Genomic DNA, 13,782 nt, shown 5'->3' on the forward strand with positions numbered 1-13,782 from the left:
AAGCTTCAGATTATGATTAACCGTACCCCAAACCGACACAGGTGGGTAGGAAGAGAATTCCAAGGTGCTTGAGAGAACTCGGGTAAAGGAACTCGGCAAAATGATACCGTAACTTCGGGAGAAGGTATGCCTCTGATGGTGAATAGCTGTTGGAGGCCGCAGAGAATAGGCCGCTGCGACTGTTTAACAAAAACACAGCACTCTGCAAACACGTAAGTGGACGTATAGGGTGTGACGCCTGCCCGGTGCCGGAAGGTTAATTGATGGGGTGCAAGCTCTTGATCGAAGCCCCGGTAAACGGCGGCCGTAACTATAACGGTCCTAAGGTAGCGAAATTCCTTGTCGGGTAAGTTCCGACCTGCACGAATGGCGTAACGATGGCGGCGCTGTCTCTACCCGAGACTCAGTGAAGTTGAAATCGCTGTGAAGATGCAGTGTACCCGCGGCAAGACGGAAAGACCCCGTGAACCTTCACTATAGCTTGACACTGAACATTGAAACAAGTTGCATAGGATAGGTGGGAGGCTAAGAAGCAGAGACTCTGGTTTCTGTGGAGCCATCCTTGAAATACCACCCTGCTTGTTTTGATGTTCTAACGTAGACCCGTGATCCGGGTTGCAGACAGTGTCTGGTGGGTAGTTTGACTGGGGCGGTCTCCTCCCAAAGAGTAACGGAGGAGTGCGAAGGTGGGCTCGGTGCGGTCGGAAATCGCACCAAGAGTGCAAAGGCAGAAGCCCGCTTAACTGCGAGACAGACAAGTCGAGCAGATACGAAAGTAGGTCTTAGTGATCCGGTGGTTCTGAATGGAAGGGCCATCGCTCAACGGATAAAAGGTACTCCGGGGATAACAGGCTGATTCCTCCCAAGAGTCCATATCGACGGAGGAGTTTGGCACCTCGATGTCGGCTCATCACATCCTGGGGCTGTAGCAGGTCCCAAGGGTATGGCTGTTCGCCATTTAAAGTGGTACGCGAGCTGGGTTCAGAACGTCGTGAGACAGTTCGGTCCCTATCTGCCGTGGGCGTTGGAGATTTGAGGGAAGCTGTTCTTAGTACGAGAGGACCGGAATGGACGAACCTCTGGTGTACCGGTTGTCACGCCAGTGGCACAGCCGGGTAGCTATGTTCGGAAGGGATAACCGCTGAAAGCATCTAAGCGGGAAGCCCCTCCCAAGATAAGATCTCCCTGAGACTATAAGTCTCCTAAAGATCCGTTGTAGACTACGACGTTGATAGGCTCCATGTGGAAGTATAGTAATATATGCAGCTAAGGAGTACTAATTGATCGTGAGGCTTGATCATACAACGCTCAAGTTATTTTTAGCGCTCAAAAGTTTTAGACGATGATTCTCTTTTAAATAGATAGAGAACATTTATTAATTGAATGTAACCGGTTTTCCTGACGGTCATAGAGCTGTGGTACCACCTGAATCCATGCCGAACTCAGAAGTGAAACGCAGTATCGCCGATGGTAGTGTGGGGTTTCCCCATGTGAGAGTAGGACACTGTCAGGGTTTATTATCAAGCCTCCGCATCTAATGCGGAGGCTTTCTTCATTTGTGAATAACGGTTCTGTGATTGTTGTAAAGCAGGTATTGTCGGAGCGGGCGTAATGGACAAAACGGGTGCTAAAAATCGCCGCAGCCCTTACGCTGTAAGGCTTTCGGGAGTTGAAAGCCTTTGAACACAAAAAATGCCTTTTTTGCGGCTCAAAACAGGTCAAGAAGAACGGTACCCGTGATGGCAAACAACGCTACAAATGTACCGCTTGCAACAAGCGTTTCAGCGGCAGCGGCAGACTTGAGTCTGACACCCTCTGGCAGCTTTACAGCGACGGCAAGCAGACCGCCGCACAGCTTGCCGCGCAGTACGGATGCAGCATCAAAAGCATCCGCCGCCACCTCGCCAAAGCCGCTACACAGGCCGATTGCACGCTGCCACAGACACCCCATGGATACCACCTATTTCGGCCGCCAGTGGGGTATCATGGTTCTCTACGACGCTCGCAGCAAGCGAGCCTTGACTGTGATGGCAATCAAGCGGGAAACCAACGCGATCTACACGCAGGAGGTCGCTGCATTGCGAGAGAAAGGTGTTGTGATACAAAGCATTATCTGTGACGGCAAAAGCGGTTTGCTGGGCGTTTTCCCGGATGTACCCATACAGATGTGCCAGTTTCACCAAATCAAAATCATCGTGCGCCACCTGACCAGAAAGCCCAAAAGTCCGGCAGCACAGGCGCTGCGGGCCCTGTCGCTGACCCTGACGGAAACTTACTCAGGCGGCGTTTGAAGCGGCGCTCAAGCGCTGGTACGAGCAGTACGCCGCCTTCCTGAACGAACGCAGCGTGAACGAGAAAACAGGCCACTCACACTACACATAAGCGCCTGCGCACCGCCTACCATAGCCTGAAGCGGCATTTACCATGGCTGTTTACCTTTGAGGATTTCCCTGCGTTGAGCATCCCAAACACAACCAATCTGCTGGAAGGAAAATTCGGCGACATGAAGCGGCTTTTGAAGTGCCATCACGGGCTGAAGAAAGCGAATAACATACTGTTTGTAAATGATTATTTTGCGAAGGGATAGCCTCAAAAGCACCCATTTTGTCCATTAGAGTCCCACGTCTCAAAAAAAGCACCCGTTTTGTCCATTACGCCAGGGTTTTCATTCCCCTTCCGCCCTTCGGGCACCTTCCCCCGCAAGCGGGGGACGGGATTTTTTTGTGCGGGATTCGGCATTGGGCAAGCAACGGGCGGCATGTGCCGGGCTCGTCAAGCGCCAGTCATTACTGGGCCCACCAAGCTGTAATGAAAAAGCCCGTCTGCTGACGGGCTTTGTTGTGGTCGCTGCACGGGCGGCGCTTATTGGTAATCCAGCGGCGAAGGGCAGGTGCAGATGAGGTGGCGGTCGCCATAGACGTTGTCCACGCGGTTCACCGGCGTCATGTATTTCGACGGGTTCATGCCTTCGACCGGATACACCGCTGTTTTGCGGTCGTAGCAGTGGTTCCAGTCGCCGGTAAGGTCGGCCATGGTGTGCGGCGCGTTGACCAGCGGGTTGTCTTCTGGTGTCCATTCGCCGTTTTCGACGCGGCGGATTTCTTCGCGGATGGCAAGCATGGCGTCGCAGAAGCGGTCGAGTTCGCCGAGGTCTTCGCTTTCGGTCGGCTCAACCATCAGGGTGCCGGGGACGGGGAAGCTCATGGTCGGCGCGTGGAAGCCATAGTCCATGAGGCGTTTGGCGAAGTCGTCCACGCTGATGCCGGCACTGTCCTTGAACGGGCGCACGTCGATGATGCATTCGTGGGCGACGTGGCCGTTTTCGTCGCTGTACAGCACTTCATAGGTACCTTTCAGGCGGGCGGCGATGTAGTTGGCGTTGAGGATGGCGACGGCGCTTGCCTGTTCGAGGCCTTTCGCGCCCATCATGCGGATGTACATCCACGGGATGACGTTTACCAATGCGCTGCCCCACGGCGCGGCGCTGACGGTCATGCCGCCGCGATGTTCAAGCGGGACGACGCTGTGTCCGGGCAGGAAGGGTTTCAGGTGTTCTTTGACGACGATGGGGCCGACGCCGGGGCCGCCACCACCATGCGGGATGGCGAAGGTTTTGTGCAGGTTGAGGTGGGAAACGTCCGAGCCGTAGTGGCCGGGCGCGGCGAGGCCGACTTGCGCGTTCAGGTTCGCGCCGTCCAGATAGACCTGGCCGCCGTAGCCGTGGATGATAGCGCAGAGTTCGCGGATGTTGCGTTCGAAGATGCCGTGGGTGGAGGGGTAGGTGACCATCACGGCGGCGAGGCGGTCTTTGTGTTCTTCGGCTTTGGTGAGCAGGTCGGCGATGTTGATGTCGCCGTCTTCGTCACAGGCGACGACGACGACTTGCATGCCGGCCATTGCGGCGGAGGCGGGGTTGGTGCCGTGTGCGGACTGCGGGATGAGGCAGATGTCGCGGTGGTTGTCGCCCCGGCTGTCGTGGTAGGCACGGATGGCGAGCAGACCCGCGTATTCGCCTGATGCGCCGGAGTTCGGTTGCAGCGAGGCGCCGTCGTAACCGGTCACTTCGCAGAGCATGGCTTCGAGCTGGTCGAACATTTCCCGGTAGCCTTCGGACTGGTTCAGCGGGGCAAACGGGTGGATGTCGGTGAATGGTGTCCAGGTGACGGGCATCATTTCGCTCGCGGCGTTCAGTTTCATGGTGCAGGAGCCGAGCGGGATCATGGTGCGGTCGAGTGCGAGGTCCCAGTCGCTCAGTTTGCGCAGGTAGCGCATCATCGCGGTTTCGCTGCGGTGTTGTTTGAAGACGGGGTGGGTGAGGTAGGTGCTGCGGCGCACGGCAAAGGCGGGCAGCATCGCCTGCGCTTTTTCCAGCTTGATGTCGTCATCGGTGTGGCCGCTGAAGATGGCGATAAGCAGTTTGACTTCGGCCTCGGTGCTTTGTTCGTCCAGCGAGATGCCGATGCAGTTGGCGTCTATGCGGCGCAGGTTGTAGCCCGCTTCCAGCGCGCGCTGCATGATGGTGTCCGCACGGGTGCCGACATCGATATGCAGGGTGTCGAAGAAGTGTTCGTAGGTGAATTTGAAGTGGTGTTTTTCCAGCGAGAGTGCCAGTTGTGTAGTCAGCTGGTGCACGCGCACGCCAATGTCGCGCAGGCCTTCCGCCCCGTGCCAGGTGGCGTAGAGGCCGGCCATGATGGCCAGCAGCGCTTGCGCGGTGCAGACGTTACTGGTCGCTTTTTCGCGGCGGATGTGCTGTTCGCGGGTTTGCAGGGCGAGGCGATAGGCGGGTTTGCCGTGGCTGTCCTGCGAGATGCCGACGAGGCGGCCCGGCATGGAGCGTTTGAAGCTGTCGCGGGTGGACATGAAGGCGGCATGCGGGCCGCCGAAGCCAAGCGGCACACCAAAGCGCTGGCTGTTGCCGACGACGATGTCGGCGCCCCATTCGCCCGGCGGGGTGAGGATGGTCAGTGCCAGGAGGTCGGTGGCAACGACGACGACGGCGTCTTTGCGGTGCACTTTTTCCACCAGTGCGCGGTAATCGACGACGTGACCGTGCGTGTCCGGATATTGCACGAGGATGCCGAAGTAGTCATCCGGCAGTTCGCCGCTGCAATCCAGGACGGAGATTTCAATGCCCTGGTAGCCAGCGCGGGTGAGGAGGACGTCAATGGTTTGCGGGTGTACACGCTGATCGACAAGGAAGACGTTGGATTTTGCCTTGCTCTGCCGGTGCGCCAGAGCCATTGCTTCAGCGGCGGCGGTCGCTTCATCCAGCAGTGAGGCGTTAGCAATGTCCATCGCCGTCAGGTCGCAGACCATTGTCTGGAAATTGAGCAGCGCTTCCAGCCGGCCTTGCGAGATTTCCGGCTGATACGGCGTGTAGGAGGTGTACCAGCCCGGGTTTTCCAGCACGTTGCGCAGAATCACCGGCGGCACGATCGTGCCGTAATAACCCTGACCAATGAGCGAGCGGAACACCTTGTTCTTGTCGGCAAGCTTGCGCAGTGCCGCCAGCGCGTCCGCCTCATTGAGCGGGGCAGGCAGCTTCGCCATCCCGTCCTTGCGGCGAATATCTGACGGTACGACCTCATCAATAAACGCATCCAGACTGGAAAACCCCAGCAACTTCAACATCTTTTCCTGCTCGGCAGGCGAAGGCCCGATATGGCGGGCGACGAAAGGCGCGAAAGCGGACATGACAATCCCTCACTGAAAATTAAGAAAACAAAGCGCCACGGGACGCGGCGCTGGTAAAAGACATTACGTTACTTCGCAAAATCGCGGTAGGCGGCCTCATCCATCAGGCTGTCCAGCTCGGACGGATTGGTGAGTTTGACCTTATAAACCCAGCCGTCGGCTTCCGGGGAGGAATTGAGCAGACTTGGTTCATCCACCAGTTTCTGGTTGACTTCGACAACTTCGCCGGCAACCGGATTCTTCACATCGCCTGCGGCCTTGACCGATTCAATGGTGGCGGCTTCATCACCGACGGCCAGCACACGGCCAACTTCCGGCAATTCAATAAAAACAATGTCTCCCAACGCATCCTGGGCAAAATCGGTGATGCCGATCGTGCCGATACCGCCATCAACGGCGATCCACTCATGATCTTCTGTAAACTTTTTCATAAGACACCTCATAAAATAAACATGCTTGTACAGAAAGCATCCACATTCTAGCACAGGAAAAACACAAAAAAGCACACGGGTCCTATGCTACCCTAGCCCCATTCAAACCCACAACCGTAAGGAAAAACCATGAATATTATCCTGCTCGGCGCCCCCGGTTCAGGCAAAGGCACCCAGGCCGCCTTCCTCATTGAAAAACACGGACTGACCCACCTCTCGACTGGCGACATGCTGCGCGCCGAAATCGCCGCCGGCAGCGACCTCGGCAAACAGGCCAAAGCCATCATGGAGAACGGCCAGCTCGTCTCCGATGAAATCGTCATCGCCATGATCGCTGCCCGCCTCAGCGACAAGGGCGCACTGTTCGACGGCTTCCCGCGCACCATCGCCCAAGCCGAAGCGCTGGACAAACTGCTCGCCGGACGCGGCAGCCAGATTGACGCCGTTATCGAACTGCAAGTCGGCAACGAAGAAATCGTGCAGCGTATGCTCGCGCGCGGCCGCAGCGACGACAACGAAGCGACCATCCGTCAGCGTCTTGCCGTCTTCGAAGCACAAACCAAACCGCTCATCGACTACTACCAAAAACAGGGCAAACTGCGCAGCATCGACGGCAGCGGCGAACTGGCAGCCATCAGCGCCCGCATCGAAGCGGCTTTGCACTGAGCGCCAACTGCGCGAAAACCGCATGACCGGTATAGCAGCGCGCGTTGCATAAAACATCCGCTTCGGCCCGAAGGTAGCTTGCTAACGCGAGCCGAATCAGACTGATCAATTCCCCGCCACGCGCGGGGAAAATTGCTCACCAAGCGGGACAACCGCACGGGTTCCCTTCAACCACCAACTACCATACCCCATGAGCGGCAACAGCATCGGACAACATCTCACCCTCACCACCTACGGCGAAAGCCACGGCCCGGCCATTGGCGGCGTCCTCGACGGTGCCCCGGCGGGCATCCCGCTTGACCTCGACGCCATCCAGCGCGAACTCGACCGGCGCAAACCCGGTACCTCGCGCCACGTCACCCCGCGCCAGGAAGACGACCGCGTCCAACTCCTCTCCGGCCTCTTTGAAGGCACAACCACCGGCACCCCCATTGGCATCCACATCGCCAATACCAACCAGCGTAGCCAGGACTATGGCGCCATCAAAAACCAGTACCGCCCCGGACACGCCGACTACACCTACCAGGCCAAATACGGCATCCGCGACTATCGCGGCGGCGGGCGGGCCTCGGCGCGGGAAACCGCCGTACGCGTCGCCGGCGGCGCCATCGCCAAACAAATCCTCGCCCACCTCACCGGTACCACCATCCGCAGTTACCTCTCACAAATCGGCGAACACCGCCTGGAATTCCGCGATTGGCACCACGTCCAGGACAACCCCTTTAATTGCCCGAACGACCACCAAACCGCGCTGCTTGACCGCTATCTCGCCGACATCCGCCGCGCGGGCGACAGCATCGGTGCGGAAATCACCGTCGTCGCCGAAGGCGTCCCCACCGGCCTCGGCGAACCCGTCTTCGACCGCCTGGACGCCGACATCGCCAAAGCACTGATGAGCATCAATGCCGTCAAGGCCGTATCCATCGGCGACGGCTTCGACGTCATCACCCGCAAAGGCAGCGAAAACCGCGACGAACGCACAGCTGCCGCCGGGTTCCTGACGAACCACGCAGGCGGTATCCTGGGTGGCATATCGAGCGGCCAGCCCATCATCGCCCGTGCCGCTTTCAAGGCAACCAGCAGCATCCTCGTTCCCGGCCGTAGCACCGACCGCGACGGACAGGATGTGGAAATCATCACCAAAGGCCGGCATGACCCCTGCGTCGCTTTGCGCGCCTGCCCTATCGTCGAAGCGATGCTGGCGCTCGTCCTCGCCGATCACTACCTGCGCCAGCGTGGACAGAACAACCGTTTCTGACTCATCAAGGACTCCCATGAAAAAAATCCTCCTCCTCGCCGCCGCCCTCCTCATGCAAGCGACGACGGCGCAAGTCCTCAAGCCCGAAGCCAAAGCGGCTGCCCAAGCGGATGACTTTAATACCGCTTATCTCAACTTCTGCATCAAGCATCTGCCTAACCTCAACGACCTGCGCAAAAAACTCGAAGACGCACCGCAACTGCCGGTGAAGCGGGCGGAATACTTCCTGCGCGGCCAGGATGGTAGCGCTTGGGCGGTGCCGACCCCGCACAACGACACGCTCATCCTTGCTATCCCGGCCGGGAAAAACATCTGTACCCTTTACGCCCGCCATGCGGACATCGCCCGTGTCGAAGAAGCCTTTGCCACTATTGGTAACACCACCCCGGACAGCGCGACCGGCGAAAAAATCAGGGACGAGCACACGACCGATAAGGCCGGACACAGCAGCCACACCATCGCCTACCAATGGCAGCTACCCGACTCCGGACGCAAAATGCTGATTAGCCTGACCACGGCCCCGGACAGCGACACGCAAATCACGGCCAGCGCCGCTATCCTCAGAGACGAGAGCAAACCGCAAAGCAGCCCGGCTGTGCCATATACGCCATAACGCATGACCACAGGCGGGCACGTCCCGCCTTTTTCATGCACCGCCCAGGCGACGCCCAAACAGCCGCTTGCGAGAGCGCCGCCAGGCAGGCATTTGCACGGCCGCCAAGCGGCGCAACCACGCGCTTTTTTATTTTCTCCTGATGACGAGGCAGAGGATGGGCACGATCAGGTTAACCAGACCCTGCGCGGCGGCAAGCAAAACGATGTCTTCATGGTGCGCGGTCAGCCAAGTCTCTACGCCCAGGTTCTCCTGAATGCTGGCCGGGATGAAAAGGCAGGCCAGCAGGGTATTCGGCCAGAAAAGGAGTCGCTCCGTAAGCGGTGCGGTGGTGAGTATGGGGGGACGCAGCGGCAGCGGCTTTTTGCCTTCGCGGGTGGCGTCAATCAGCGCGAGGGTTTCCGCGAGGCCAAGGCGGTCATCATCGTCTTCCATGAACAGCGTGTGGCGGATGCGGCGGCTGTGGCCGAGGCGGTCATGCAGGTCCAGGACGCGGTGAGTGATGCGGTGGTTTTCGCGGCCCATTTGGACTTCATCCAGGGTGGCGTCGTGGATATCCTGCCAGCGCAGGCTGAGGATGCGGCCATTGCGGTGATGGATGTGCAGACCGTCGCCGTCGGCGGCGCGCAGAATGCGCGGTGTGGCGGCGCAGGCAGCGCGATATTCCCGCACGATGACAAGGATGATGAACACGCCGAGTGCGATACCACCGGCGACAAGGAAGGGATAGAAGGCATTGAGTAGGGCGGTGGGCGGCGGATCGTGCCACTCTTCCGGCCACTGCAGGAAGGCGGTCAGGAAAGACGGTATCGCCCACAGCACAACCAGGGAATGCAAGTAAATCAAGCTGTAAAAAGCGTAGCCGTCGCGCCGTTCGTACCAGCAGTGATCAAGATCGGGAGGCGGGATGACGGGCTGGAGCAGCGGCGCACCACCGTGCAGGTAACGCTGCGCCGTGGCGACAATGTCGTGGTAATCGGGGTAATCCAGATAGCCGCTGCGGTAGCAGACGGGTTCGCCCTGCTGCGGCTCCAGTAGCAGACCGTGCTGCATCCCGCGCTGATAGCGCACGTCGGCAAGCTCCCCCCAGCGCCATTGGTAGCGGATACGGCCAAAGGCGTCGTGCAGGGTGATGCCGCGCGGGTCGCAGACGACACGCGGGCGTGGCGCGTAGCGCGGGTTGAAATAGGCGAGACGGCGCAGGTAGAGGAACAGGCCATAAGCACACCACGGCGGCAACCACAGACCAACCCAGGAAGTGAGAAACGGCCCGATGGTCGCATCATACATGGAGGGCAGTAGCAGCGCGGTGACGATCACCCAGTAGGAAGCATGTGAGGGGTTGAGATAAGCGCCGCCCCAGCCACGTGTGCACGGGTCAGCGAGGTTGAGCGGGAAACAGTGGGCAGGGAAGGGCATGGTTCTTCCTTAGTGGGTGTTGTTTGCTTGTTTTGCGGGCAATAGCGGGTGCGCCCGATGCTTTATGCACGCGGGTGGTGTGCAGCGAAGATGCTGGCAAGGCGTGCTTCGGCGATGTGGGTGTAGATTTGCGTGGTGCTGAGGCTGCTGTGGCCGAGTAGCATTTGCACGACGCGCAGGTCGGCGCCGTGGTTGACGAGGTGGGTTGCAAAGGCATGGCGCAGGGTGTGCGGCGAGACGGGCGCGGTGATGCCGCAGGCGGCGGCATAGCCGCGGATAAGTTTCCAGAAGGCCTGACGGGTTATGGCTTTGCCGCGTTCGCTGAGGAAAAGGGTGTCGTCCAGCGGGTTTTTGAGCAGTTGCGGGCGGGCGCTATGGATGTAGCGCTCGACGGCAGTCACGGCGTCTTCACCGATGGGGACGAGGCGTTCTTTTTGCCCTTTGCCGCGCACACGCAGGATGCCGTCTTGCAGGTTGAGGTTGCCAAGGCGCAGGCTGACGAGTTCGCTGACGCGCAGGCCGCAGGCGTAGAGCAGTTCGAGCATGGCGGCGTCGCGGCTGCCGGTTGGCGTGGCTGGGTCGGGGGCAGCCAGCAGTTTTTCGACGTCTGTTTCGCCGATGCTGCGCGGCAGCGGTTTTTGCAGGCGCGCGGGTTCGAGACGGGCAGTCGGATCGTCGCGGCGGTAGCCGTTTTCGGCCAGCCAGGCGAAGTAGCGGCGCAGGCTGGTGCGCATGTGGGCAAGCGAGGTGGGTTTGCGTTGCAGGTCCATCATGCGCGCCAGGACGTTTTGTACGTCGTCCGCGTCGAAGCTGCGCACGGGTTTGTCGAGCAGGCGTGCGGCGAGTTGCAGGTCGTTGCGGTAGCTGGCGACGCTGGTGGCGGCCAGGCCTTCTTCGAAGAGCAGGGCGTCGCAAAAGGTTTCTATCATGGTTTGTCCCGTCCGTTACAATGGTTATTCGATGCGCTACGAACCGCATGGTTGTCTCGCTTGGCGCGTGTTTTGGTTTTTGGATTATAGGTTTGTTGATGCGTTTTCGGTTTTTTTATGGATGGTTGCTGGCGGCACTGATGGCGGCCGCTGTTGTCGCTTGTGCCTGGTGGTCGCTGCATGATTCTCGTGCGCTTGTGCTGCGTGATCAGCCGTTGTTGCAGCTTACGGTGCAGCAGGAGGCAGCGATTCGCGCGCTTGAGGGTGAGATCGTGCTGGAAGCGTTTGTGCGCAATAATCCGCAGATGCGGCGCGGGTTCAGCGATTTGGTCGCGCCGTTTCGGGTGTTGCAGCCGAATTTGCGTCTGGATTTTGTCAATCCCGACACGGACCCGCTGCGGGTGCAGGCGCGCGAGGTGACGCGTGAGGGGCAGTTGTTTTTGTCCGACGGTACACACGGTGAGCGGATTGATGTCGCCAGTCCGCAGGGGATTGCCCAGGCGCTGCTGAATCTCGGCGAGACGAGCGATGTGCAGATTTTGCATTTGCAGGGGCACGGCGAGCGCGCTTACCGGCAGGACAGCAGCGGCAACTGGCGCGCGGCGTATGAGCGGGTGCGCAATGCGAAAACGACGGTCACGGATCAGGATCAGACGCGCACGGTGGAGATTCCGCGCAGTGTCAATGTGCTGGTCATCGCCGATCCGGAAGAGATTCCACAGGCGCATGGCAGCGCATTGCAGACGTATCTTGCGCGCGGCGGCAGTCTGCTTTTTACGACGGATACGCGGCACCCGTATTTGCCGCCGTGGCTGGCGACGTTGAGCGGGTTGCGCCTGGTTGAGGGCAGTGTGGTCGATGCCGGTGCGAAAGGCTACGGACTGGATGATCCGCAGTTGTTGCTGGTGGAGGAGTTGGGCGAGGATGTGGTCAGCGACGGCATCAAGCAGGCGCCACTGCTGCCGACGGCGGTCGCGCTCGCCGATAATCCGGACAGTCCGCCGACCAGCGACTGGACGCGCCATGTCCTGCTGTGGTCAGGCAAGCAGAGCTGGGCAGAGAAGAATGCCGATGCGGGCGTCATCATGCCGGAGGAAGGCGAGGCAAAAGGGCCGCTACCGCTCGGTTGGGCGCTGGAACGCGATTTTCAGGGCAGGAAGCAGCGTATCGTCATTCTCGGCGACAGTGATTTGTTTCAGGACAATTATTTGAACGTCGGCGGCAACAGCTCCCTGGTGCAAAATCTGTTTGCCAGCCTGATGCCCGCCCGCGCCCACGCCAACATCGCCCCGCCGGAACTGAAAGACCAGTACCTCACGCTTACGGAAGGGGAAATGCTGTGGCTGGCTATCGTGCTGATTGTCATCCTGCCGCTGTTACCGTTGATTATCGGGCCGTACCTCGCATGGCAACGCAAACGACGTTACGGTTAAGCGCGCTGGCGCTGTGGGGGGTGCTGCTCGCACTGTTTCTCGCGCTGAACGCGCGTTTGGGCGGGGTTGAGCAATTCCTTGACCCGGCTCGCGTACAGCATATCCGTATCGATTACAGCGACAGCCGGATAGACCTCAATCGCGACGGTACGGGTTGGGTCGGCGACGGTAAACGCGTACGCGACGGGCGCACGGAGCAGATGCTCGACATTCTCGCGACTTGCCACAGTCCGCAGCCGCTCGCTGCTATCCAAGCCGCGCCCTCGCGTCCCGTCACCCTCGGCATCAACGGCAAAACCTACACTCTCGGCGCCTACAACAGCTTCCACCACGCGCACTATCTGGATGACGGCACGACCGCGTGGCTGTGCAACGAAAACCTCAAAGCCATGCTCGCCCAGCCGCCGGCAAGCTGGTTTCCCAAGCCCACGCCTGATCATGCCTGAATTACCCGAAGTCGAAACCACCCGACGCGGCATCGCGCCGCACATCGAAGGACAACGTATCCACGCCGTCCGCGCCAGCGTCGCCAAACTGCGGCAAACACTGGATAGCGCCGCGCTTGACCGCCTCGCCGGATGCGTCATCAACCACGTCGCCCGACGCGGTAAACACCTGATCTTGCACAGCGATGATCCGCACCGCGCCCTGCATATCCACCTCGGCATGAGCGGCGCCTTGCGCATCATTGCGGCGGACAGCCCGCTCAAAAAACACGACCACGTCACGGTAACGTTAGAAAACGGGCAGGAACTGCGCCTGCACGACCCGCGCCGCTTCGGTCATGTCGCCGTCATTGATCCGCTGCAACCACCGCCCGCTCTTGCCGAACTAGGTGTTGAACCGCTGGATGACGCCTTCAATGGAGCCCGTCTCTACGCACAAACGCGCGGCAAAACGGCGGCGATCAAAACGCACATCATGGATCAGCGGCACGTCGTTGGCGTTGGCAACATCTACGCAACCGAAGCGCTGTACGCGAGCGGCATTCACCCCGCCCGTCGCGCCACCCGTCTCGATGAAGCTGAATGTGCCACGCTGGCGGCGGCTATCAAACGCGTCCTGCAAGAAGCCATCGCACAAGGCGGTACCACCCTGCGCGATTTCAGCCAGCCCGACGGCACCAGCGGCTACTTCGCCGTCAAACTCGCGGTGTACGGTAAAAGCGGCGAACCCTGCCCGCGCTGCGGCACACCGCTTGCGCACGTAACCATCGGCGGGCGTAGTAGCGTGTATTGCCCCAAGTGTCAGTCTTTGTTATGAGGAAGCAGGAGAACATGAAAAAAGTGTTAGAATGCATGTCAGTCCTGTAATGGACGACCCACCTTACAGTTTT

Annotated in this window: 12 protein-coding genes and 2 rRNA genes (1 of these 14 running past the window's edge); 9 read left to right on the forward strand and 5 right to left on the reverse strand. The window is 59.6% G+C overall.

All coding sequences use genetic code 11. From position 1 onward, the window contains the following. Both LG374_RS07345 and rrf read left to right on the forward strand, forming a co-directional pair. Positions 1-1,301, forward strand: a 23S ribosomal RNA gene (locus LG374_RS07345) (it extends 1,558 nt beyond the left edge of the window). A 96-nt stretch (positions 1,302-1,397) separates the two neighbouring features. Next, positions 1,398-1,513 (forward strand): 5S ribosomal RNA (gene rrf, locus LG374_RS07350). Positions 1,514-1,708: 195 nt separating this feature from the next. Here rrf and LG374_RS07355 read toward each other — a convergent pair. After that, positions 1,709-1,951, reverse strand: a complete 243-nt coding sequence (locus LG374_RS07355; protein WP_225756521.1) for a hypothetical protein — start codon at positions 1,949-1,951, stop codon at positions 1,709-1,711. Between LG374_RS07355 and LG374_RS07360 the strand changes: the two genes are divergently transcribed. Beyond that, positions 1,950-2,291, forward strand: coding sequence for a transposase (locus LG374_RS07360; RefSeq protein WP_225757078.1), 342 nt, complete (start codon positions 1,950-1,952; stop codon positions 2,289-2,291). The genes LG374_RS07355 and LG374_RS07360 overlap by 2 nt on opposite strands. Positions 2,292-2,862: 571 nt before the next feature. Here the strand turns inward: LG374_RS07360 and gcvP are convergent. Next, complete coding sequence (gcvP, locus tag LG374_RS07365; protein ID WP_225757079.1) at positions 2,863-5,697, reverse strand: aminomethyl-transferring glycine dehydrogenase; 2,835 nt, start codon at positions 5,695-5,697, stop codon at positions 2,863-2,865. Between the two features lie 68 nt (positions 5,698-5,765). Continuing rightward, the gene (gcvH, locus tag LG374_RS07370) at positions 5,766-6,128 is read right to left on the reverse strand and encodes a glycine cleavage system protein GcvH (protein WP_225757080.1); all 363 of its coding nucleotides are present in this window, start codon (positions 6,126-6,128) and stop codon (positions 5,766-5,768) included. Positions 6,129-6,257: 129 nt separating this feature from the next. Between gcvH and LG374_RS07375 the strand changes: the two genes are divergently transcribed. From LG374_RS07375 to LG374_RS07385, 3 genes are all read left to right on the forward strand, one after another. Beyond that, a complete protein-coding gene (locus LG374_RS07375) occupies positions 6,258-6,794 on the forward strand; it encodes an adenylate kinase (RefSeq protein ID WP_225757081.1) in 537 nt (178 codons plus the stop codon). A 190-nt stretch (positions 6,795-6,984) separates the two neighbouring features. Further along, the gene (aroC, locus tag LG374_RS07380; protein WP_225757082.1) at positions 6,985-8,052 is read left to right on the forward strand and encodes a chorismate synthase; all 1,068 of its coding nucleotides are present in this window, start codon (positions 6,985-6,987) and stop codon (positions 8,050-8,052) included. A gap of 16 nt (positions 8,053-8,068) precedes the next feature. Continuing rightward, positions 8,069-8,665, forward strand: a complete 597-nt coding sequence (locus tag LG374_RS07385) for a hypothetical protein (protein ID WP_225757083.1) — start codon at positions 8,069-8,071, stop codon at positions 8,663-8,665. A gap of 129 nt (positions 8,666-8,794) precedes the next feature. On the opposite strand, the gene LG374_RS07390 is transcribed toward LG374_RS07385, so the two are convergent. Both LG374_RS07390 and xerD read right to left on the reverse strand, forming a co-directional pair. Continuing rightward, the gene (locus tag LG374_RS07390; RefSeq protein WP_225757084.1) at positions 8,795-10,084 is read right to left on the reverse strand and encodes a hypothetical protein; all 1,290 of its coding nucleotides are present in this window, start codon (positions 10,082-10,084) and stop codon (positions 8,795-8,797) included. 62 nt (positions 10,085-10,146) lie between these two features. Beyond that, on the reverse strand, positions 10,147-11,013 hold the full coding sequence (xerD, locus tag LG374_RS07395) for a site-specific tyrosine recombinase XerD (protein WP_225757085.1): 867 nt from the start codon (positions 11,011-11,013) through the stop codon (positions 10,147-10,149). A 140-nt stretch (positions 11,014-11,153) separates the two neighbouring features. Between xerD and LG374_RS07400 the strand changes: the two genes are divergently transcribed. From LG374_RS07400 to mutM, 3 genes are read left to right on the forward strand one after another with little or no spacing between them, the layout of a single operon-like run. Beyond that, positions 11,154-12,446: a Gldg family protein gene (locus LG374_RS07400; RefSeq protein ID WP_225757086.1), complete on the forward strand. Its 1,293-nt coding sequence runs from the start codon at positions 11,154-11,156 to the stop codon at positions 12,444-12,446. After that, entirely contained in the window at positions 12,419-12,892 is a 474-nt protein-coding gene (locus LG374_RS07405; protein ID WP_225757087.1) for a hypothetical protein, read from the forward strand. Before LG374_RS07400 ends, LG374_RS07405 begins: the two co-directional genes overlap by 28 nt. Then, the gene (gene mutM, locus LG374_RS07410) at positions 12,885-13,709 is read left to right on the forward strand and encodes a bifunctional DNA-formamidopyrimidine glycosylase/DNA-(apurinic or apyrimidinic site) lyase (protein ID WP_225757088.1); all 825 of its coding nucleotides are present in this window, start codon (positions 12,885-12,887) and stop codon (positions 13,707-13,709) included. Before LG374_RS07405 ends, mutM begins: the two co-directional genes overlap by 8 nt. Positions 13,710-13,782: the final 73 nt, after the last annotated feature.

This window comes from Cardiobacterium sp. Marseille-Q4385, from assembly GCF_916618745.1.
Taxonomy (GTDB): Bacteria; Pseudomonadota; Gammaproteobacteria; order Cardiobacteriales; family Cardiobacteriaceae; genus Cardiobacterium.

What these genes read in the sequence shown, in the direction of transcription:
- LG374_RS07360 (WP_225757078.1), top strand. Translation starts at nt 1,950, where the DNA reads ATGGATACCACCTATTTCGGCCGCCAGTGGGGTATCATGGTTCTCTAC.
- LG374_RS07355 (WP_225756521.1), bottom strand. Translation starts at nt 1,951, where the DNA reads ATGGGGTGTCTGTGGCAGCGTGCAATCGGCCTGTGTAGCGGCTTTGGC.
- gcvP (WP_225757079.1), bottom strand. Translation starts at nt 5,697, where the DNA reads ATGTCCGCTTTCGCGCCTTTCGTCGCCCGCCATATCGGGCCTTCGCCT.
- gcvH (WP_225757080.1), bottom strand. Translation starts at nt 6,128, where the DNA reads ATGAAAAAGTTTACAGAAGATCATGAGTGGATCGCCGTTGATGGCGGT.
- LG374_RS07375 (WP_225757081.1), top strand. Translation starts at nt 6,258, where the DNA reads ATGAATATTATCCTGCTCGGCGCCCCCGGTTCAGGCAAAGGCACCCAG.
- aroC (WP_225757082.1), top strand. Translation starts at nt 6,985, where the DNA reads ATGAGCGGCAACAGCATCGGACAACATCTCACCCTCACCACCTACGGC.
- LG374_RS07385 (WP_225757083.1), top strand. Translation starts at nt 8,069, where the DNA reads ATGAAAAAAATCCTCCTCCTCGCCGCCGCCCTCCTCATGCAAGCGACG.
- LG374_RS07390 (WP_225757084.1), bottom strand. Translation starts at nt 10,084, where the DNA reads ATGCCCTTCCCTGCCCACTGTTTCCCGCTCAACCTCGCTGACCCGTGC.
- xerD (WP_225757085.1), bottom strand. Translation starts at nt 11,013, where the DNA reads ATGATAGAAACCTTTTGCGACGCCCTGCTCTTCGAAGAAGGCCTGGCC.
- LG374_RS07400 (WP_225757086.1), top strand. Translation starts at nt 11,154, where the DNA reads ATGGCGGCCGCTGTTGTCGCTTGTGCCTGGTGGTCGCTGCATGATTCT.
- LG374_RS07405 (WP_225757087.1), top strand. Translation starts at nt 12,419, where the DNA reads ATGGCAACGCAAACGACGTTACGGTTAAGCGCGCTGGCGCTGTGGGGG.
- mutM (WP_225757088.1), top strand. Translation starts at nt 12,885, where the DNA reads ATGCCTGAATTACCCGAAGTCGAAACCACCCGACGCGGCATCGCGCCG.